The 19,193-nt window shown below is 73.0% G+C and carries 14 protein-coding genes; 5 read left to right on the top strand and 9 right to left on the bottom strand.

What is annotated here, in order from left to right; genetic code table 11:
- Position 1 precedes the first annotated feature (1 nt).
- The 4 genes from MXD60_RS07055 to MXD60_RS07040 form a co-directional block, all read right to left on the bottom strand.
- The gene (locus tag MXD60_RS07055; RefSeq protein WP_248818163.1) at positions 2–3,211 is read right to left on the bottom strand and encodes an ATP-binding protein; all 3,210 of its coding nucleotides are present in this window, start codon (positions 3,209–3,211) and stop codon (positions 2–4) included.
- Positions 3,212–3,402: 191 nt separating this feature from the next.
- Entirely contained in the window at positions 3,403–4,116 is a 714-nt protein-coding gene (locus MXD60_RS07050) for an ABC transporter permease (protein WP_248818162.1), read from the bottom strand.
- On the bottom strand, positions 4,113–5,102 hold the full coding sequence (locus tag MXD60_RS07045) for an ATP-binding cassette domain-containing protein (RefSeq protein WP_248818161.1): 990 nt from the start codon (positions 5,100–5,102) through the stop codon (positions 4,113–4,115). Before MXD60_RS07045 ends, MXD60_RS07050 begins: the two co-directional genes overlap by 4 nt.
- A 97-nt stretch (positions 5,103–5,199) precedes the next feature.
- Positions 5,200–5,667, bottom strand: coding sequence for a MarR family winged helix-turn-helix transcriptional regulator (locus MXD60_RS07040; RefSeq protein ID WP_308222392.1), 468 nt, complete (start codon positions 5,665–5,667; stop codon positions 5,200–5,202).
- Between the two features lie 185 nt (positions 5,668–5,852).
- Between MXD60_RS07040 and MXD60_RS07035 the strand changes: the two genes are divergently transcribed.
- Together MXD60_RS07035 and MXD60_RS07030 are read left to right on the top strand one after the other, a co-directional pair.
- The gene (locus MXD60_RS07035; protein ID WP_248818202.1) at positions 5,853–6,497 is read left to right on the top strand and encodes a nitroreductase family protein; all 645 of its coding nucleotides are present in this window, start codon (positions 5,853–5,855) and stop codon (positions 6,495–6,497) included.
- A 375-nt stretch (positions 6,498–6,872) separates the two neighbouring features.
- Positions 6,873–7,547, top strand: a complete 675-nt coding sequence (locus tag MXD60_RS07030) for a hypothetical protein (RefSeq protein WP_248818160.1) — start codon at positions 6,873–6,875, stop codon at positions 7,545–7,547.
- Positions 7,548–7,566: 19 nt separating this feature from the next.
- On the opposite strand, the gene MXD60_RS07025 is transcribed toward MXD60_RS07030, so the two are convergent.
- Entirely contained in the window at positions 7,567–10,818 is a 3,252-nt protein-coding gene (locus MXD60_RS07025) for a patatin-like protein (RefSeq protein ID WP_283097965.1), read from the bottom strand.
- A 203-nt stretch (positions 10,819–11,021) separates the two neighbouring features.
- Here MXD60_RS07025 and MXD60_RS07020 point away from each other — a divergent pair, with 203 nt between their 5' ends.
- Together MXD60_RS07020 and MXD60_RS07015 are read left to right on the top strand one after the other, a co-directional pair.
- Positions 11,022–12,854 (top strand): acyl-CoA dehydrogenase, encoded by a 1,833-nt coding sequence (locus MXD60_RS07020; protein WP_248818158.1) that lies wholly within the window; start codon positions 11,022–11,024, stop codon positions 12,852–12,854.
- 131 nt (positions 12,855–12,985) lie between these two features.
- Positions 12,986–13,381, top strand: a complete 396-nt coding sequence (locus MXD60_RS07015) for a hypothetical protein (protein WP_248818157.1) — start codon at positions 12,986–12,988, stop codon at positions 13,379–13,381.
- Between the two features lie 107 nt (positions 13,382–13,488).
- On the opposite strand, the gene MXD60_RS07010 is transcribed toward MXD60_RS07015, so the two are convergent.
- Positions 13,489–13,725, bottom strand: coding sequence for a hypothetical protein (locus MXD60_RS07010; RefSeq protein ID WP_101836413.1), 237 nt, complete (start codon positions 13,723–13,725; stop codon positions 13,489–13,491).
- Positions 13,726–13,845: 120 nt separating this feature from the next.
- Positions 13,846–15,387, bottom strand: coding sequence for a dihydrolipoamide acetyltransferase family protein (locus MXD60_RS07005; protein WP_248818156.1), 1,542 nt, complete (start codon positions 15,385–15,387; stop codon positions 13,846–13,848).
- 97 nt (positions 15,388–15,484) lie between these two features.
- Between MXD60_RS07005 and MXD60_RS07000 the strand changes: the two genes are divergently transcribed.
- The gene (locus MXD60_RS07000) at positions 15,485–16,666 is read left to right on the top strand and encodes an RNA-guided endonuclease InsQ/TnpB family protein (protein WP_248818155.1); all 1,182 of its coding nucleotides are present in this window, start codon (positions 15,485–15,487) and stop codon (positions 16,664–16,666) included.
- 78 nt (positions 16,667–16,744) lie between these two features.
- Here the strand turns inward: MXD60_RS07000 and MXD60_RS06995 are convergent, their stop codons facing one another.
- Both MXD60_RS06995 and pdhA read right to left on the bottom strand, forming a co-directional pair.
- A complete protein-coding gene (locus MXD60_RS06995) occupies positions 16,745–17,806 on the bottom strand; it encodes an alpha-ketoacid dehydrogenase subunit beta (protein WP_518467495.1) in 1,062 nt (353 codons plus the stop codon).
- Complete coding sequence (gene pdhA / locus MXD60_RS06990; protein ID WP_248818154.1) at positions 17,803–19,131, bottom strand: pyruvate dehydrogenase (acetyl-transferring) E1 component subunit alpha; 1,329 nt, start codon at positions 19,129–19,131, stop codon at positions 17,803–17,805. Before pdhA ends, MXD60_RS06995 begins: the two co-directional genes overlap by 4 nt.
- Positions 19,132–19,193: the final 62 nt, after the last annotated feature.

Raw genomic sequence — 19,193 nt, 5'->3', positions numbered from 1 at the left:
GTCAGCCGGCGGCCGGCGGACCCGCGTCGAGGGTCTCGAACAGCCGCCGGCCGAGGTTCGCCGCGGCGACGTTGCCGCGGCGCAGGTAGCGGTCGACGCCGGCCTCCAGGCTCTCGGCGGCGTCGTCCTTGCGCCCCGAGCGGTACAGCACCTCGGCCCGGGCGAGCAGGGCCAGCCCCTGGCCGTCCACGTCGTCGGTGCGCCCGGTGAGGTCGACGGCGGTGTCGGCGAACCGCAGTGCCTCGGCGTCCCGGCCGCGCAGGGACAGCATCCGGGCATGCACCCCGCACCAGCCGGCCTGGGCCGGCAACTGGTCGGCGGCCGCGGCGTCCCGGCAGCGGGTGACCCACTTGCCGGCGTCGTCCAGCTTGCCGAGTCGGACGAGCACGTCGGCGAGGGCGGCCGCCCGGTTGGCGAACAGCGCCCGCTCGCCCATCCGGGACAGCGACCGGCAGCTACGGCGCAGCTCGCGCTCGGCCACGGGCAGCTCGTCGGCGAGCAGCGCGACCCGGGCGACCACGAACCCGCCGTGATGCGGGTCGACCCGCAGGCCCCGCAGGTCGTGGACGATCTCCTCCGCGGTCTTGAGGTGGATGCGGGCGGCCTCCAGATCGCCCGACATCGCGGTGAGCACGGCGAGCTGGGCAAGCAGTGCGCGGCGCAGCGCCCGGTCGTCTCCGGCGGCTTCCAGGGCCTCGCTGGCCCGGGTGAGGCTGGCGGTGACCGGCCGCGGGCCGAGGCTCACCAGCAGCGTGAGTTCGCGCCGCAACGACTGCGCGGAACGCGGCACGCCCGACTCCTCGGCGTGGTGCACGGCGCTCTCCATGGCCCGCTCGGCCGCCGTGATCTGGCCCGCGACCCAATAGGCGCTCGCCTGGCTGCGGCAGGCCAGCGCGGCGCCGACGTCATCCCCGGAGCGGACGAACATGGCCAGCGACGCCGCCGCCTCCGACAGGGTGGTGGCGACCAGGCCCTCCGGATCGGTGGAGGACAGGACGCGCAGGTGGGCGAGCCTGGCATGCGCTCGTAGCCCGTCCTCGCCGGCGCGGCGCGCCCGCTCGGTGACGCGCCGTAGGACCAGCTCGGCGTTGGAGAACTGCCCGAAGAAGGTGAACAGCGCCCAGCCGATGTCGATCTCGGCCCGCAGGCGCAGCGGGTCGGTCTCGGGCAGCAGCGTGATCGCTCGCTTGAGCAGGTGCGCGGCGCCGCTCTCGTCACCCTGGCGGATCCGGTCGGCCGCCTCGATGAGACACGTCGCCGCCGCCCGGCCCAGCTCGATCGTCTCCGGCCCGCGCAGGCCGATCTCCACGCGGTACCGGAACGCCTGCTCGAGGTGGTAGCCGACCAGCTCGTCATGTTCACCCGGGCCGCCGATGAGCCGGGCCTGCAACCAGTGGGCGAACTGCTGGTGCAGGTCGGCCCGGCGCCGCTTGGACGTCGACTCGTAGGCACAGTCCCGCAGCAGGATGTGCAGGAACCGGAAGGCCTCCACCCCGGGCAGGTCGGAGCGGTCGGGGTGGACCAGTTCCTTGCGCACCAGGCTCAGGCAGTGCGCGACGACCAGCGGCCGTTCCGCCGGGTCGGACAGGTCGATGACGGCGTCCAGGTAGAACCGTTCGCCGACGACCGCAGCCCGTTCCAGCACCCGGCGCTCGGCCGGTTCGAGCCGGTCGAGACGGGCCGCCAGCAGGGAGGAGATCGTCGGCGGCACGGTGACGTTGCGCAGGCTGCCGGTGGCCAGCCAGCGGTTGCCCTCGCGGCGCAGCAGGCCGTCGTCCACGAGGGCGGCCACCATCTGCTCGACGAACAACGGGTTGCCGGCCGCCGAGGTGGTGATGCGGTCGACCAGCGCCGGGTCGAGGTCGTCGGAGCCCATCAGGCTGCGGATCAGCCGCTGGCAGCGGGCCTCGGTCAGCGGCGCGAGCAGCATCGAGGTGGCGTTGAACTTGCCGCCGCCCCAGTGGTGCTGATCTTCCAGCAGCTCCTGGCGGGCCAGGCAGAGCAGCATGATCGGCGCGTCGCGGGACCAGTCGGCGATGTTCTCGATCATGTCGAGCAACGTCTGCTCGGCCCAGTGCACGTCGTCGAACCAGAGGATCAGCGGCCGGCGCACGGCGAGGGCCTGGAAGAACGAGCGCACCGCCCAGAAGCTCTCCTGCGGGCCGGCCGCGGCGCCGCCGAGGCCGACCAGCGGAGCGAGCGCCTCCACGATCTCGGCGGCCTGCTCGACGCCGTCGAGCAGTTCACGCAGCCGGCGCCGGCCGTCCGGCGCACTCTCGTCCGCCGACAGCCCGGTCGCCTGGCGCACCATCTCCATCAGCGGCCAGTAGGCGATGCCCTCCCCGTAGGACAGGCAGCGGCCGGAGAGCACGGTGGCCCGGCTGGTCAGGGACGCGCAGAACTCACCGACCATCCGGGACTTGCCGATGCCCGCCGAGCCGAACACAGTGAAAAGGTGGCAGGTGCGCTCCTCGACCACGGCCTCGAAGGCGTCCTGGAGCCGGCGGCGCTCGCGGTTGCGGCCGATGACCGGGGCGGTGTAGCCGAGGACCGGCGCGCGGCTGCCCGGCCCCGCCGTCGGGTCGACCAGGCCGGTGAGCTGGTGCACCCGCAGCGGGTCCCGCTTGCCCTGCACGACGAGCGGGCCGACCGGGCTGACCGTCACGCTGGGGCGGATGAAGCGGTAGGTGCTGTCGCCGATGAGGATCTCGTCGGGTGGGGCGGCGCTCTCCAGCCGGGAGGCGACGTTCACCGCGTCGCCGGTGACGCCGCCGCCGGCGACGGTGACCTCGCCGGTGTTGATCCCGATCCGGACCCGTAGCCGCAGGTCCCACCGCTGCTGCAGGTCGGCGTTGAGGGCCTCCATCGCGGCGCGGATGTCCAGCGCCGAGCGCACCGCCCGCAGCGCGTCGTCCTCGTGCAGGATCGGGATGCCGAACACGGCGAAGACGGCGTCGCCGATGAACTTCTCCACCGAGCCGCCGTGGTTGTAGATCACCTCGCGCACGGTGGTGAAGAACTGCCACATGACCTGCTGCAGCGGTTCCGAGTCGATCTTCTCGCCGATGTCCGTCGACCGCGCGATGTCGACGAACATGATTGTCACGGTCTTGCGCGCACCGCTGCCGGACGTGGGCAGGGGGTTGCCACAGCCAGAGCAGAAGCGCGCCCGCTCCGGATTCTCCTCCGCGCATGTCGGGCACGGCACCATGTGCCGGATGGTAGGCCGATCTCGGCCTGGCGCGGTGGGTGATGCGTCGACCCGACGCGTCGTAGGTGATCCGTCCCACATTGATGCCACGTTCCGGTCCTGGGAAGCCACGATCCAGTCCTCGGTGTGTCGTAGGGCGCCCGCGAACCGTCTGCCGCGGATGCCGCCGCCCTCCGGGAGCGATGCCTCGATCATGACGGGACATCCCGTCCCACGCCGAGCAGGGCCCCGAGCAGGGCCAGTGCCCCCCAACACACCGCGCTGACCAGGGAGGGCATCTCCAGCTCGGAGGTCGGCCAGGCCAGCACGCCGAGCGGAGCGGTGACCGGACCGCGGAAACGGGTCACGTCCAGCAGCGGTTCCAGCGCGCCGCAGCAGCCGAGGGCGAGCAGCGCGGCCGTCGACCCGCGCAGGATCGTGCCGACGCCGACACCGAGCACGCCCGCCGAGCACACCGTGACCACGACGACGGCCCAGGCGGCGACGACCTGGCCCGGCCGGTCCAGATGCATGCCGGCGGCGCCGTAGCGCAGCACCCCGACGGTGAGCCACGCGGCGAACAGCACCGAACTGATCGTGAGGCCGACGGCGGCGACGACAAGACTCTGGGCCACGGTGACGGGACGGCGGCCCGGCACGGCCAGGAATGCCAGCGCGGCCGTGCTGTACCGGTACTCCTGGGCGACGATCAGGATCCCGAGCGCCATCACGGCGTAGGCGACGAACAGCCCTGAGCGCGACCGCAGCCCGTTCCAGCTCGCGTCGGCGTCCTGCCCGCCCCACAGCATCGGCGGCACATGCAGGACGAGCACCGCCAGCAGGGCGACCGCCTGCCGGCGACTGCTCGCGATCTTGAACAGCTCGGTGCGCGCGAGGGTGGCGACCCCGGCCTGCTGCCCGCTCATCGCTGGCGGCGCCCGCCGGTGCCCCGCCCGCTCGTTCCCGCGGGCAGCGGCCGGGCCGACGCCACGCTCTCCGGCTCGTCGTGCATCGGCTCGTCGTGCATCGGCTCGTCGTCCGTCGGCGGGCGGGTACGGGCGAAGAAGACCTCTTCCAGGTCCGGGCTGTGGGTGTGCAGTTCGAGCAGGGCGATGCCGTGGCGGGCGGCGACCTGGCCCACCAGTTCGGCAGCGCCGCCGGGCAGGGCCAACCCGTCCGCGCCGCGGCGGCGCGGCGCCAGGCCCTCGGCGGCGAGCAGGGGCGCGAGCCGCGCCGCGTCGTGGGAGCGGACCTCGACCCAGCCGTGCGCCGCGCCGAGCTCCGCCGCGGGCGCGTCGAGGACGACCCGGCCCTGGTTGATGATGACGACGTGGTCGACCGTCTGGGCCACCTCGGCGAGCACGTGACTGGACAGCAGCGCGGTGCGGCCCTGCGCCGCCCACCCCCGCAGGAACGAGCGCAGCCAGTGGATGCCCTCGGGGTCCAGGCCGCTGTTGGGCTCGTCCAGGACGAGTAACTCCGGGTCGCCGAGCAACGCGGTCGCAAGCGCCAGTCGCCCGCGCATGCCCAGGGAGAAACCGCCGGTCACGCGGTCCCCGGCGGCGTCGAGACCGACGGTCGCGAGCACATCCTCGACCCGGTTGCGACCGACGCCCAGCGGGCGCGCCAGCGCCAGCAGATGGTCACGAGCCGTGCGACCGGGGTGGGACGCGTTGCCCAGCGCCGCGCCGACGCGCCGCGCGGGATGATCGAGATCGCGGTAGCGCCGGCCGAACACGTGAGCCTGCCCGGAGGTCGGCCGCACGAGGCCCAGCAGGGCGCGCAACGTCGTCGTCTTGCCGGATCCGTTCGGCCCCAGGAACCCGGTGATCGTCCCCGCGTGCACGCGGAACGAGGCGTCCCGGACGGCGTGGTGGGACCCGTATCGTTTGGCCAGGCGGTCGACGTGCACGACGGCGGTGACGGGAACCTCCCGGCGGATGGTCCGAACGGGACACCTTCCACGGTAACCTGCCTGCGGCCACTGCCCACCCGCGGGCTACCACGCCCTAGCGGACCGTGTGCGCGTCGCTGATCGAGGTCAGCAGTTCGACGAGCCGGGCGCGCTGCTGCGGGCTCAGATGCCGGGTGAACGTGGCTACCGTCTCGGTCCGCCGCCGCTGCCCTTCGAGCACGGTCTGCTGGCCGGCTCTGGTGAGCGCGAGCAGGACGGCACGCCGGTCGGTGGGGTGGGAGCGGCGGGCGACCAGGCCGTCGGCCTCCAGGCCGTCCACGGTCTCGGTCATCGTCCGCGGGGCGACCGCGACGGCGTCGGCGAGATCCCGCAGGCGGCACGGCCCCGTGTCCGCGATCAGTTGCAGCACCTTGAACCGCCGCAGGGTCAGCCCGACGCTGGTGCGCAGCGTCTCGTCCACAGCCGACCGCACGCGGTGGCCGGCCGCGAGCAACAGGTTCACGACCTCGTCGCCGGTGTCCGGTCGGGGCATCCGGGACGCCTCCTCGTCCGTCTCGTCCATGGTGATGGTGGCATCATCTTAGGTATACCCACCTCATGATGAGGGTTCCTCATCAAACCCGCCGTGGACATCAAACTCGCCGTGGACATCAAACTCGCCGTGAACATCAAACTCGCCGTGAACATCGAACTGCCGTGAACATCAGACTCGCTTCGAAGATCGAATTTGCCGAGAACGGAGTCCGGATGGACGCCCTCACCTGCCTCCTGACGCGCCGTACCGCGACCCGGCTGGTCGAACCCGGTCCGACGACGGAACAGCTCGCCGTGATCCTCGGCGCCGCCACCACCGCGCCCGACCACAAGATGCTGCGGCCCTGGCGGTTCGTCGTCGTGCGCGGCGAGGCGCGCGCCGCCCTCGCCGCGGCGATCACCGAGGCGGCCGAAGCCGTCGGCACTCTTCCGGAAGCGGTCGTGCGCAAGGCCGCGGGGAAGGCGACCCGCTCGCCGGCGCTCATCGCCGTCATCGCCGCGCGGGTCGCGGCGAGGGTGCCCGTCGCCGAGCAGGATGCCTCGGCCGCCGCGGCGGCGCAGAACATCTGCCTGGCCGCGCACGCGCTCGGCGTCGCGTCGGCCTGGAAGTCGGTGCCCCTGCTGGACAGCGCGCCGGTGCGGGCGGCATTCGGGCTGGCCGACGGCGAGGAGCTGGTCGGCTGGGTCGAGCTCGGCACCCAGCCGCCGGCCCCGCCGCTGTCCGCGCGGGCCGCGGTGCCGTTGGACGAGGTCGCCCTGGAGATGGCGGTCGACGGTTCGCTGCGCCCCGTCGACTCCCGCTACTCCACCGGGCCGGCGGATCGCGCCGCCGTCGGCGCCGCGGATCTGGTCGGGTGACCTGGCCGCGCCCGGACGGGAGTCACCAACGGTCACCGGTGCCGGCGGACATGCGCGGCTGGGCAGCCAGCCGCGCGCCGCGGACTGCCAGGTGGGCGGCGCTCCCTTCGCTCGCTCTGTGTGGCATGCCCGTGGCCTGGCGTGGGTTCATGGCTCTGATGGGCACGGTTCCCGGAAAGTCGCCCCGGTGCGCGGGAGACGCTCCCTAAGCTGAGGTGGGGGTCCAGGTCGAGCGGCCCGAATCGGGGTATGACTCGGCTCCCGACCTGCGACGGGAGGTACGCCGTGTGCGGTGCGCACGCACCCGGACGCCACGGGTCCGCCCGTGTCCGCCCGCAGTGCCTTCGGCAGACACCCGTAGGCGCGATCAGCCGGGTGGCGCTGGCCGCGGTCGCGGTCGGTCTGCTGGGGGTCCTGTCGGCCGGCTGCTCGCGGTCCGGCGGTCCGGCGGACGAGGCCATCGCGCCCGGTAGCGCCGCGTCCGGCCCGGCCGCTCCGACCGCCGGGACCGCGCAGCCCACCGCGACACCCACCGGTGCGCCGCCCACGGCGCCGGACGGCTCCGTCGCCAGCGGTCCCGGCGTCGCCGCGTCCGGCTCCGGATCATCTGGTTCCGGGTCGTCGGCTCCTGCGTTGTCGGCCTCGGGGTCGTCGGCCTCGGGGTCAGGGACCGGTGGCACCGCGCCACCTCGCGCGGCCACCCCCACCCCTGCCGCCGCGGCGCCCGAAGCCGGTGGCGCGGCGGGCGTGCCCACCGCGCTGCCCTCCGCGGTCTTCGTCGGCGAGGCGTGCGCGCCGGATCAGAACACGGGCCCCGCACCGGCCGTCAACGGCCTGACGCTGTTCTGCATCCCCGACACCAGCGGAGTCTCCGCCGGGGGGCTCGGCCGGTGGGCCACCCAGCCGCCGGTGGCGACGCAGGCATCGCCGCAGGTAGGCGGCACGTGCCAGCAGGCCGACATGGGGCGGCTCGTGCGTGATCCGAGCGGTCGGCCGCTGTCCTGCCTGCGTGACCCGAACGGCGCGCTGAGCTGGTCGGACGTGTCCTGACGCCGGGGCCGAGGAGAGATCAGCCGCGGCGGCGGGCGCGACGGGTCGTGACGGCCTCGGCCAGCGACCACACGCCGGGCGCGACGAGCAGGGCGAACACGGTCGCCCACGCCCACGGATGGCGGTCGAGGTAGGGCACGACGTCGTCCCGCAGCCAGTCGAACAGCCGGTCGTGCAGGACCGGGATGACGCCCGCGGCCGCGATCACGACAAGAAGGCCCGCCGCCGCGACGGCCAGACCGCCCGGCAGCCGGCGCCAGCTCGGCACCCCCAGCACCAGAAGTCCGAGCAACCCCAGCGCGATGCCCAGGGCGCCCAGCGCGCCGGAGAAGATCAGGCCACCCGCGATACCCAGCCCCACCAGCGCCGCGCCGAACGCAATCATCACCCGGCGACGTCGGTGCGCCACGTCCCGCACCAGCTCGAATCCCACTCGGGCCGCCACCCGGGCCAGGAACGCCGCCGGCCACGCCGGCCTTGGCAGGAACCGTGACGACGCGGCCCACGCCGTTGCCACGGCGACGATCTGGGCGAGCGAGGTCACCAGGATCGGCCCCTGCGCCGGATCGGTGATGCGTTCTCCCGGCACCTCGCAGGCCCGCATCACCTCGTCCACCGCCGCTCGCGGCAGCGTTCCGGCAGGCTTTTTCCCGGTCGAGAGCGGCTCGGCCGGCGGCGCGGTGCCGGTGCCGGTGCCGGTGCCGGAGATGGAGATGGTGGTAGCGGTGGGCGGTGCGGCGAGGGCGCGCTCGACGGCGGTGAGGAAACCGGCGGTGGGCCGCGGGTCGAGGCCGCTGGCGTTGTCCGCGCGGACCGCCCGGGCGAGCTCGACGAGTTCCTTGCCGGCGATGTCGCGCTGCAGGCCGGCGGCGACCCAGGTGGCGGACTGCGGCAGGCTCGGTGGCACCGGCGCATCCGGATCGGTGAGGAAGTCCAGCTCGGCGAGGACCTCCTGCGGCGCCGGCGTCCCCGCCACCTCGGCCAGGTCGCTCACCAGCCCGGACAGCCAACCTCGGCGGGCGAACGCCCGCTCGTCGGACCGGTCCGCGTCGGCCTGGTCGACCGGCCCGGAGGTGGTCGGCTCGGCCAGCGCGTCGGGGGATACGGCGAGGTCACGCCGCAGAACGAGCCGGCGCGGGTCGAGCAGGATCCGCACGAGCCAACCGGCACCGTCGAGGCGTCCCCACATCCAGTCGTTGGCGCGCCAGGACGATTTGGCGAACGCCGCGAAGTTTCCGAGCGCGAGCCCGGTGAGCTTGTCCTCGGCCAGTCGGCGCCGCGGGTCGAGGGCGGTCGGGAGGTCCGCGCTGAGCTGGACGAGTTCGACCGGCTGGTCCGGCGCCGCACCGCCGCTCTCCCGTTCGACGAGATGCAGGTCGAGCAGCGCGATCACGGCCTGGTCGCCGGACGTGGGCAGGTAGGCGACGAAGTCGGTGAGAACGCGCGCGGCGAGCTCCCGGCGCTGGCGCACGCTGAGACCCACCGGCTGGACCAGCCCGGGTCCGATCGGCGAGCCGGCGGGCGGGTTCCCGTCCCGCAGGAGGGCGGCGAGTTCGGCGCGGACGTCCACCGCGGCGTCGCGCAGCGCGCTCCAGGCGTCGGCCAGTCGTTGGGAGCCGTGCCCACCGGCCGGATCGACGCGCAACCATCGGCGGGTCGCCTCGGCGGCGACGTCGAGCGTCGGCGCGCCGGGCATCGAGGCGAGGGTCGCGGTGACGGTCGTGAACACACCTGGCCGGGGCGAGGAGGTGTAGAGGGAGGCGGAGTCGGGGGCTCCCGCCGGTCCGGCCGCGCTGTGCACGGCGGCGAGCAGCCGGGCCAGCCGGGCCCGTGCCGCCGGCACCGCGCACAGCACGTAACCCTCGTTGATCATGGATATGAGGACGCCCTTGACGGCGTCCAGGGCTGGCTGGCCCAGCTTCCACAGCTCGCCGAGGTCCGCGGCACCGGGCAGGTGGTCGGGCAGGGTCGCCAGGGCGGCGGCCGTTGCCGCGTTGGTGATGCCGACGCGGCCGGCCGCGTCGCCGCGGATCACGTCGGCGTCGGGCGGGCGGGGCAGGTCGGCGCGGTCGGTGAGGACGCGCAGCAGTGCCTCGACGACCGGCGTCGCGACCTGCTCGGCCATGATCCGCCGGTAGGCGCGGTAGACGGCGTCGTCGGCGAGGCGGGCGGTGCCGGCCGGCGCGAGCCGGAGCAGGCGGCGCCGGGCGGTACGGGTGCCGCGGACGGCGTCGTTGTGTGCGCGCAACGCGGCCAGGTCCGTGCCGATGGACTGGTTGAGCGCCGCGTCCAGCGCCCCGAGCAGGGTGGCGGTCACCGACGGCGGGGCTGGTAGCGGGTCCGGCGACCCGGCCTTCGGCGGGCTGGGTGTCGGCTGCTGAGGAAGTAGCTGTGCCGGGCGCGCGGACGGGACGACGTAGGTGAGCACCCGGCGGACCTGGCGTTCGGCCGGCCGGTCGAAGATGGCGGCGAGCGCCGGTCCGATCGGCCGGTTCACCAGGATCCCGCCGTCCGAGGCGTGGAAGGAACGGCCGCTGTTGACGTAGGCGGCCATGTCCGGATGGGCGTCGTCCACCGGGTGGCCGACGGGTACGTAGGCGGGTTCGAACGCCCCGGGGAAGGCGGAGCTGGCCCGGGCCGCGAGCGCCAGGCGGGGGATGGCCCCGGGGTCGACGAGGTCGGGCGTGCCGAAGACGAACAGTCCGCGGTAGTCAACGTCGTACATCGTGCCGCCGAGGGAGTCGGTGTGTTCGACGACCTCGCCGCGCTGGATCGTCGTCGTCACGAACATCGACGTCGGGCGGGTGGCGTGGCGGTGCTGCGGTGGGGCGGTCGCGGCCACCGCCGCGAGCGCGGTGTGCAGCGCGGGCAGCACGACGGCGTCGCCCCGCAGCAGGGAGGGGAAGGTCCGGTCGTCGGGGGTGCGCATCATCGCGTCCAGTGAGCCGAGGGAGAGCCACAGGTCGCGCAGGGGCGAGAGGTCGGCGCGCCGGGCGCTCGCGAAGCCGAGCATGGCGGCGTTGATCCCGCCCGCGGACGTCCCGGCGAGGACGTCCACCGCGATCTCCACGTCGAGGATCGCGAGCAGGCGGGCGTACCGGGCGGCGACGGCCGCGTCGGTGGGGTCCGCGGGGCCGCCGGCGCTGGGGTCGTCCCGGGCCCCGGCGGCGAGGTTGATCTCGGTGGCCACCCCGCCCATCCACACGGCGAGGCTGGCTCCGCCGGTCATCACGACCGCAAGTCGGACTTCCTGGGTTGCCTCGTCACGCATGGTGGCAAGAGTAGACGCGCCGGACATGTCGCGGCCGGCCATCCGGCCGGGGTCCGGCAGTTCGGTCGATTCGCGGCGGCAATCAACGCATCGTCCCACTTGTCAGCGGGTTACTCGTGGGTAGCATGGGAACTACGTACTCACGAGTAGCAAGCCGGCCTCGGCCCTTGTGTGCCGCCGGTGCTCCCGAAAGGAGCCGTCCCATGGGGCACTACCGGAGCAACCTTCGCGATCTGGAGTTCAACCTCTTCGAGCTCTTCGACGTCGGTGCCACGCTAGGCACCGCACCGTTCGAGGACATGGATGTGGACACCGCGCGCCAGGCGCTGACCGAGCTGGAACACCTGGCCTCCGGGCCGGTGGCGGAGTCGTTCGCCGACGCCGACCGCAACCCGCCGACCTTCGATCCGAAGACCGGCTCGGTGACGCTGCCCGACTCGTTCAAGCGCTCCTACCAGGCAATTCTGGACGGAGAGTGGTGGCGCCTGTTCGTCCCCACCGAGGTGGGCGGGCTCGGTGCCTCGCCGACGGTCGCCTGGGCCGGCTCCGAGCTGCTGCTCGGCGCCAACCCGGCGGTCTTCCTCTACATGGCCGGGCCGACCTTCGCCGGGATCCTGCACCGGATGGGCACGGAGTGGCAGCGCACGATCGCCCGGTTCGCGATCGAGCGGCAGTGGGGCGCGACGATGGTCCTCACCGAACCGGACGCGGGCTCCGACGTCGGCGCCGGCCGGGCCCACGCGGTGGAGCAGCCCGACGGGACCTGGCACATCGAGGGCGTGAAGCGGTTCATCACCAGCGCCGACTGGGACGTGCCGGAGAACATCATGCATCTCGTGCTGGCCCGCCCGCAGGGCCACGGCCCGGGCACCAAGGGTCTGTCGATGTTCGTCGTGCCGAAGTTCATGCCCGACCCGCAGACCGGCGCGCCCGGCGAGCGCAACGGCGTGTACGTCACGAACGTCGAGAAGAAGATGGGCCTGAAGGCCTCCACCACCTGCGAGCTGCGCTTCGGCGAGCGGGCCCCGGCGGTCGGCTGGCTCGTCGGCGACGTGCACGAGGGCATCGCCCAGATGTTCCAGGTCATCGAGCACGCCCGGATGATGGTCGGCACCAAGGCGATCGCCACCCTGTCCACCGGCTACCTCAACGCGCTGGACTTCGCCCGCACCCGCGTGCAGGGGGCCGAGCTGCCCCGCTCGACCGACAAGACCGCGCCGCGAGTGACGATCATCCACCACCCGGACGTTCGCCGGATGCTCATGGCGCAGAAGTCCTACGTGGAGGGCATGCGCTCGCTCATCCTCTACACCGCGACCTTCCAGGACCGGGTGGCGCAGGCGGAGGCCCGCGGCGAGACCGACGACCTCGCCGTGCGGATCAACGACCTGCTGCTGCCGATCGTCAAGGGGGTCGGCTCCGAACGCTCCTACGAGCTGCTCGCGTCCTCGCTCCAGATCTTCGGTGGCTCCGGGTACCTGCAGGACTATCCGATCGAGCAGTACATCCGCGACGCCAAGATCGACACCCTGTACGAGGGGACCACGTCGATCCAGGGGCAGGACCTGTTCTTCCGGAAGATCGTCCGGGACAAGGGTCAGGCGCTGACCGCCGTGCTCGGCGAGATCCAGAACTTCGTCAAGGCGGAGGCCGGCAACGGCGCGCTCCAGCACGAGCGGGAGGCGCTCGGCGCCGCCCTCGACGACACCCAGGGCATCGTCGCCGCGATGGTCGGCTACCTCACCAGCGCCGCGGAGAGCCCCGAGCAGGTCTACCGGGTCGGGCTGAACACCACCACCCTGCTGATCAGCCTCGGCGACCTGATCGTCGGCTGGCTGCTGCTGCGCGGCGCCGAGGTGGCCAACCGGGCCCTCACCGACGGGTCCCCCAGCGACCGGGACACCGCCTTCTACCAGGGCAAGGTCGCCGCCGCCCGGTGGTTCGCGGCGAACGTGCTGCCGGACCTGAAGGCGCGTCGCGGCATCGTCGAGTCCACCGGGCTCGGGCTCATGGAAGTGCCGGAAGAAGCCTTCTGAACCGTCCGGGCGAGGCGTCCCGAGGGGCGCCCGCGGCTGGACAGCCACGGACCGCGCGACGATTCGCGCGGTCCGTGGTTTTCGCTGCATGGAGTGGTTGTATTGGCCGGACTCGCGGGTAGAGGGGCGCCATGGGTATCCCGTTGAGTCTCGCGTTCTTCACCCTTGGCGCCGTACTCACCTTTGCCGTGAATTCCAGTCCCTCCGGCATCAGCCTGGACACCGTCGGCGTGATCCTGATGCTCGTCAGCCTTGCCGGCCTGGGCATCACCCTCTACCGGGACCAGTGGCGCCGGAAGATGGTCGAGGAGTCGGTCGAGACCGGCTCGCCCACGCCGGTGGCGATCGACGACACCGTCCTCGTCGACCCGTCGATGCCCTACGAGGCACCGCGCCGCCGCCAGCCCGACCTCACCCACGAGGAGGACGAGCGGATCAACTCGCGGCGCCACCCGGAGGTCGACCCCGAGCCGCGTCGGGTCGTGCACGTCGGGGACGCGGAGCAGCGCGGCGCGCCGCGTTCGTGAGGCATGAGCCCCCGCAACCACACTGACCATCTCCGCGTGTCAGGACCGCGCGGGTCGCCGCCCGGCTGGATCCCCCGCCCGTTGCGCGGGAGATCAGCCGGGCGACGTCATGAGGTCCGCAGGGGCGGGAACGCCTGGTCGAGCTCGTTGCGCATGTCCCGCTTCAGAAGATCGTCGGACTCCGAGGACGACTGCCCCTCAAGGAGGAACCGGGCCACCCGGAGGGTGAGATCCACCCGCTCAGCCAGGTTCAGCGTGCCGGTGAACCGGCCGCTGGAGTTGGCGGAGGTCAGCACCTTGGCGACGAACTCGTCCGCGGCCTGAAGTGCCTCCACTCGCGTCATGGTTCCACCTCTTTGTGCCGGAATCCGGTCAGAGGCGCAACCGTACCAGGCAACCCCCGGTGCGCCGTTGTGTGCCCCACTCGCGTGCTTTGTGGCGACCTGGTGTATCCGATGAGTCGATCACGACCAGGCGAGCGCGACGGTGGGATCGGTCAGCATGGCGCCGATGTCGGCCAGCACCGCGGCGCCGAGCTGCCCGTCCACGATCCGGTGGTCGAAGGACAGCGCGAGCTGTGCCACCGTACGTGCCGTCACCTGACCCTCGTGTATCCAGGGCATCGGCCGGACCGAACCCAGGGCGAGAATCGCCGCCTCGGGCGGATTGAGAATCGGCGCGCCGATGTCGACGCCGAGCGCGCCCACGTTGGTGATCGTGATGGTCGCGCCGCGCAGCCGCGCCGGGTCGAGCCGGTCCGCGCGGGCGTCCGCCGTCAGCGCCGCCAGCGCCCGCGCCAGGCCGACGAGGTCCAGCCGGTCGGCGTCCGGGATGTGCGGCACCACGAGCCCCCGTGGGCCCGCCACCGCGATGCCCAGGTTCACCCGGCCGGGCACCTCGATCTCCGGACGCCCGCCAGCACCGTCCTCGACCCAGCGTGAATTGATCATCGGGTGCCGGCGCACGGCCACCAGCAGGGCCCGGGCCACGAACAGTAGCGGCGTCACCCGCACCCCGGCGAAGTCCGGCAGCTCCATGATCCGTTTGCGGCCGTCCATCGTGGCGGTCATGTCGGCGCTGAGGAACTCGGTGACATGCGGCGCCGCCGAGACGCTGGCGACCATGGCCTGCGCCATCATCCGCCGGACGCCGACGACCGGTATCCGCCAGCTGCCGGTGTCCGCCGCGAACGTCGCGTCCGCCGGGATCGCGCCGACCAGCGGGGTGCCTGCCCCGGGGGCGGTGCCCGACGCCGGGGCCGGGGCGCCGGTGGGTGCCGCGCCCGGGAGCGCCGGGCCGGCCGGCGACCAGGCGGGCGGGCTCGCGACCGGCACGGCCCGGGCCGCCGTGCGGGTGGCCGCCTCGACGTCCGCCCGGCTGATCGTGCCGTTGGGCCCGCTGCCGACGAGGCCGGCGAGATCAACCCCCAGATCGCGGGCCAGCTTGCGGACAGGCGGCTTGGCGAGCACCGCGGCGCCCAGCCGCGCCCGCGCCGGGCTGGTGGTGCCGGACAGCCTGGTGACGCCGTCCTGGTCGGCGGGGATGGATCGCTCGACCGCGGGGGTCGGCTGGGCGGGCGGGACGGGACGGCGGCGGGCGCCGCGGCGCAGCGGCCGATTCGACCGCGGCCCGTAGCCGACCAGAACCGGGGTCCGTTCGCCCTCGTCGGAGCGGGCGTCGACGCCGCCCGGCCCGGAGTCGGACGGGCGCAGATCGGGGTGGCCGGCGCCCGCCGCGCTCGGCGCGCTGTCCGCGGGCTCGGGCTCGGCGGTGCGGATCGTCAACAGCGGCTCGCCGACGCCCAGCGTGGTGCTCTCCTCGGCGTGCCGGGCGACCAGCACGCCGGCGAAGGGGCTCGGGATCTCGACGACCGCCTTGGCCGTCTCCACCTCCACGAGCGGCTGGTTCACCGTCACGGCGTCGCCGACCTCGACGAGCCAGCGGACCACGTCGGCGTCGGTGAGTCCCTCACCGAGGTCGGGAAGCCGGAACTGTCGCTGCGTCATCGGGTTTGCGCCGTGGATGCCCCGGCCTTCAGGCCGGGGAGGAATCGGCGTCCCACGCTGGAACTCATCGGGAAATCCCTTCCGATAGAATCGGACCATGTCCCGCTACCGGCTTTATCCGACCGCCGATCAGGCGATGGTGATGGCCGAGCACTGCGGACATGCACGGTACGTGTGGAACCTTGCCGCCGAACAGCAGTCCTGGTGGAACCCTCGTCGCGGACCCGCGCCGAGCTATATTGAGCAGAACCGGCAGTTGACCGAGGCCCGGCGCGCGTTCGATTGGCTCGCCACGGGCAGCGTCATTGTTCAACAGCAGGCGCTGCGGGATTTTTCCACCGCCATGGCCAACTTCTTTCGGGGTACTCATCGGAAGCCCAGGTTCCGGAAACGCGGCCGGGGCGAAGGGTTCCGGATCGTCGCGGTGAAACCCTCGGATGTGCGGCAGATCAACCGCCGCTGGTCCGAAGTCCGCATCCCGGAAGTCGGCTGGGTTCGGTTCCGTCGTTCCCGCACGGTGCCCGACGCGAAGTCCTACCGGATCACCGTGGATCGCGCCGGCCGCTGGCAGGTGGGGTTCGCCGCCGTGCCCGAGCCGATTCTCGCGCCGGGTACCGGTGAGGTCGTCGGGGTCGACCGGGGTGTGGCCGTGTCCGCGGCCTTGTCGACCGGGGACCTGCTGTCCTGTCCGGGTCCGCGATCGCCTGAGCAGGCCCGGCTGCTGCGGTGGCAACGCCGTCTCGCCCGCGCGCAACGGGGCAGCGTCCGGCGGGCGCGGATCGCCCGGGTGAAAGCCCGGGGAGTGGGCCGGCGGAAGGACTGGGTGGAGAGAACCAGCACCGACCTCGCCCGGCGGTTCGACGTGATCCGCGTCGAGGATCTGCGGGTGAAGAACATGACCCGCTCGGCCCGTGGCACGGTCGAGGCGCCAGGCCGGAATGTGCGGCAGAAAGCCGGGCTGAACCGGGCGATCCTCGCCGCCGGTTGGGGACAGCTCGTCCAACGGTTGGAGCAGAAATCCCCCGGCCAGGTCGAGGAAATCCCGGCCGCCTTGACGAGTCGGCGTTGCTCGGCCTGCGGGCATGGGGCCGCCGGATCGCGTGAGAGTCAAGCGCGGTTCCGGTGCGTCGCCTGCGGGCACACGGCCAACGCTGACGTGAACGCGGCTATGAATATCGCGGCCGGACGGGCCGTGACCGCGCGGGGAGGCGCCGGGCTGCCGGTGCCGGTGAACCGCGAACCTCAACATTCCACACCTCCCCTTCTGGTGGGTGTGTAGGAGTTGGAATCCCCCGCCTTCAGACGGGGGAGGACGTCAAGGGAGGTACCCCCGTTCGGAAAATCGGTGGCGGTCTGATCAGAAGCCGAAGGACCGGTCGACGGCGTCGAGGATCCGGTCGACGTCCGGCAGGTAGTGGTCCTCCAGCCGGGCCGGCGGGTACGGCGTGTCGTAGCCGGTCACGCGCAGCACCGGCGCCTCCAGCGAGTAGAACGCCTCCTCGGTGACCCGGGCCGCGACCTCCGCGGACAGCGACACGTTCGACGGCGCCTCGTGCACCACGACGAGCCGGCCGGTGCGCCGCACCGAGTCCAGCACCGGCGTCAGGTCGAGCGGGGACAGCGAGCGCAGGTCGATGACCTCCAGCGAGCGGCTGTCGTCCGCGGCGCTGACCTCGGCGGCGTCCAGGCAGGTCCGCACGGTGGGGCCGTAGCCGACCAGGGTCGCGTCGGTGCCCGCGCGGGCCACCACGCTGCGGTGCAGCTCGGTCGTGTCCGCCGCGGGCAGCTCGGTCAGCGACCGGGGGTCGACGACGGCCTTCTCCCAGTACCGGCGCTTGGGCTCCAGGAAGATCACCGGATCGTCGGAGCGGATCGCCTGCTGGATCATGAGATGGGCGTCGGCCGGGTTCGAGCAGGCGACGACCTTCAGGCCCGCCGTGTGGCAGAAGTACGCCTCCGGGGACTCACTGTGGTGCTCGACCGCGCCGATGCCGCCGCCGAACGGGATCCGGATCGTCACCGGCAGCCGGATCCGGCCCGCCGACCGGTAGTGCAGCTTCGCGAGCTGGCTGACGATCTGGTCGAACGCGGGGTAGACGAAGCCGTCGAACTGGATCTCGCACACCGGCCGGTAGCCGCGCATGGCCAGGCCGATCGCCGTCCCGACGATCGCGGACTCGGCGAGCGGCGTGTCGATGACCCGGGGCTCGCCGAACTCCTGCTGCAACCCGTCGGTCACCCGGAACACCCCGCCGAGGATGCCGACGTCCTCGCCCATCACGAGCACCTTCGGATCGGCCGCCATCGCCGCGCGCAGGCCGAGGTTGAGCGCCTTGGCCATCGTGATCGGCGTCGGCGCCGTGGGCCCGTCGTCCGCGTTCGCCCGCTGCCCGCCGGTGATGACTGCCCCGCTGGTCACCACGCCTCCCCGGAAACCCGTCGCGTCTCGCCCGTCACCAGTCCACTCTCCCTGTCGAGATCACCCGGCACGTACGGCCCGTCGCGCTTGCGCCGGGCGGCGGCGTCCTCCGGCGCGCCGCCATCGCCGGGCGCCGTCGTGAACGCCGAACGCTGCACCGACACCAGCCCGGTGTCGGTGACCTGCACATGGTCGAACAGACTCGCAGGTTCCGGGTCGGGCATCGACCGACATCGGGTCCGCAGGTCGTGGGCGAGCGCGTCGGCCTCGATCGCGAGGCGCCGTTCCCGGTCCTCGTCGAGCAGGCCGCCCGCGACGAGGTGGGCCCGTAGCCGGTCGATCGGATCGCGGCGGCGCCAGGAGTCGAGCTCGCTGGTCGAGCGGTAGCGGGTCGGGTCGTCGGCGGTCGTGTGCGCGCCCATCCGATAGGTCACCGCCTCGACCAGCACCGGGCCGCGCCCGGCGCGGGCGGTCGCCAGCGCCCACCTTGTCACGGCCAGGCAGGCCAGCACGTCGTTGCCGTCCACCCGCAGGCTGGGAAAGCCGAACCCGGTGGCCCGGTGGAAGATCTCGGTGCGGCTCTGCCTGCTGGCCGGCTCCGAGATGGCCCACTGGTTGTTCTGGCAGAAGAACACCAGCGGCGTTCGGAACACGCTGGCCCAGCCGAAGGCCTCGTTCACGTCGCCCTCGCTGGACGCGCCGTCGCCGAAGTAGACGATGGCCGCGCCGGGCGAGCCGTCCCGGGCCATGCCCATCGCGTACCCGGTGGCGTGCAGCGTCTGCGCACCGACGACGATCGAGTAGAGCGCGAAGCCGTGCTCGGCGGGATCCCAGCCGCCGAGGCTGTTCCCCCGGAAGATGGCCAGGATCGCCGCCGGGTCGACGCCCCGGCACCAGGCCACCCCGTGCTCGCGATACGAGGGGAAGGCCATGTCCTGCGGGCCCAGCGCCCGCCCGGAGCCGACCTGCGCCGCCTCCTGGCCGCGCAGGCTCGCCCACAGGCCGAGCTCGCCCTGCCGCTGCAGGCTGGTGGCCTCCTCGTCCAGCCGGCGGACCAGCATCATGTCCCGGTAGAGGCCGACCAGGTCGTCGTCGGTGAGGTCGGCTATCTGCGCCGGCAGGTCGATGTCCGCGACGGTCAGCTCGCCGGTGGCGCCGGCCACGTCGCCGCCGGTCGCGCCCGTGCCCCCGCCGCCGGGCCCGTGCGGCGACGCCGGCCATGACTCGCCACCCGGGCTCGGTCCGGGCGACATGGCCTGGGAAGCGACGGTGATCCGTTGACCGCCCGGGGTGAGTAGCTGCATGACCTCCGTCACACTCGGCAACGATAGACCCTGGGTGGCTGCTCGCAACCCGATCTGGAATCTGCGGGGCATCGTGTCCGGCG

The sequence above is a fragment of the Frankia sp. AgB32 genome (genome assembly GCF_023243045.1).
GTDB lineage: Bacteria > Actinomycetota > Actinomycetes > Frankiales > Frankiaceae > Frankia.
Note: the sequence above shows the minus strand (reverse complement) of the source record. Positions and strands in the feature narration are given on the sequence as shown.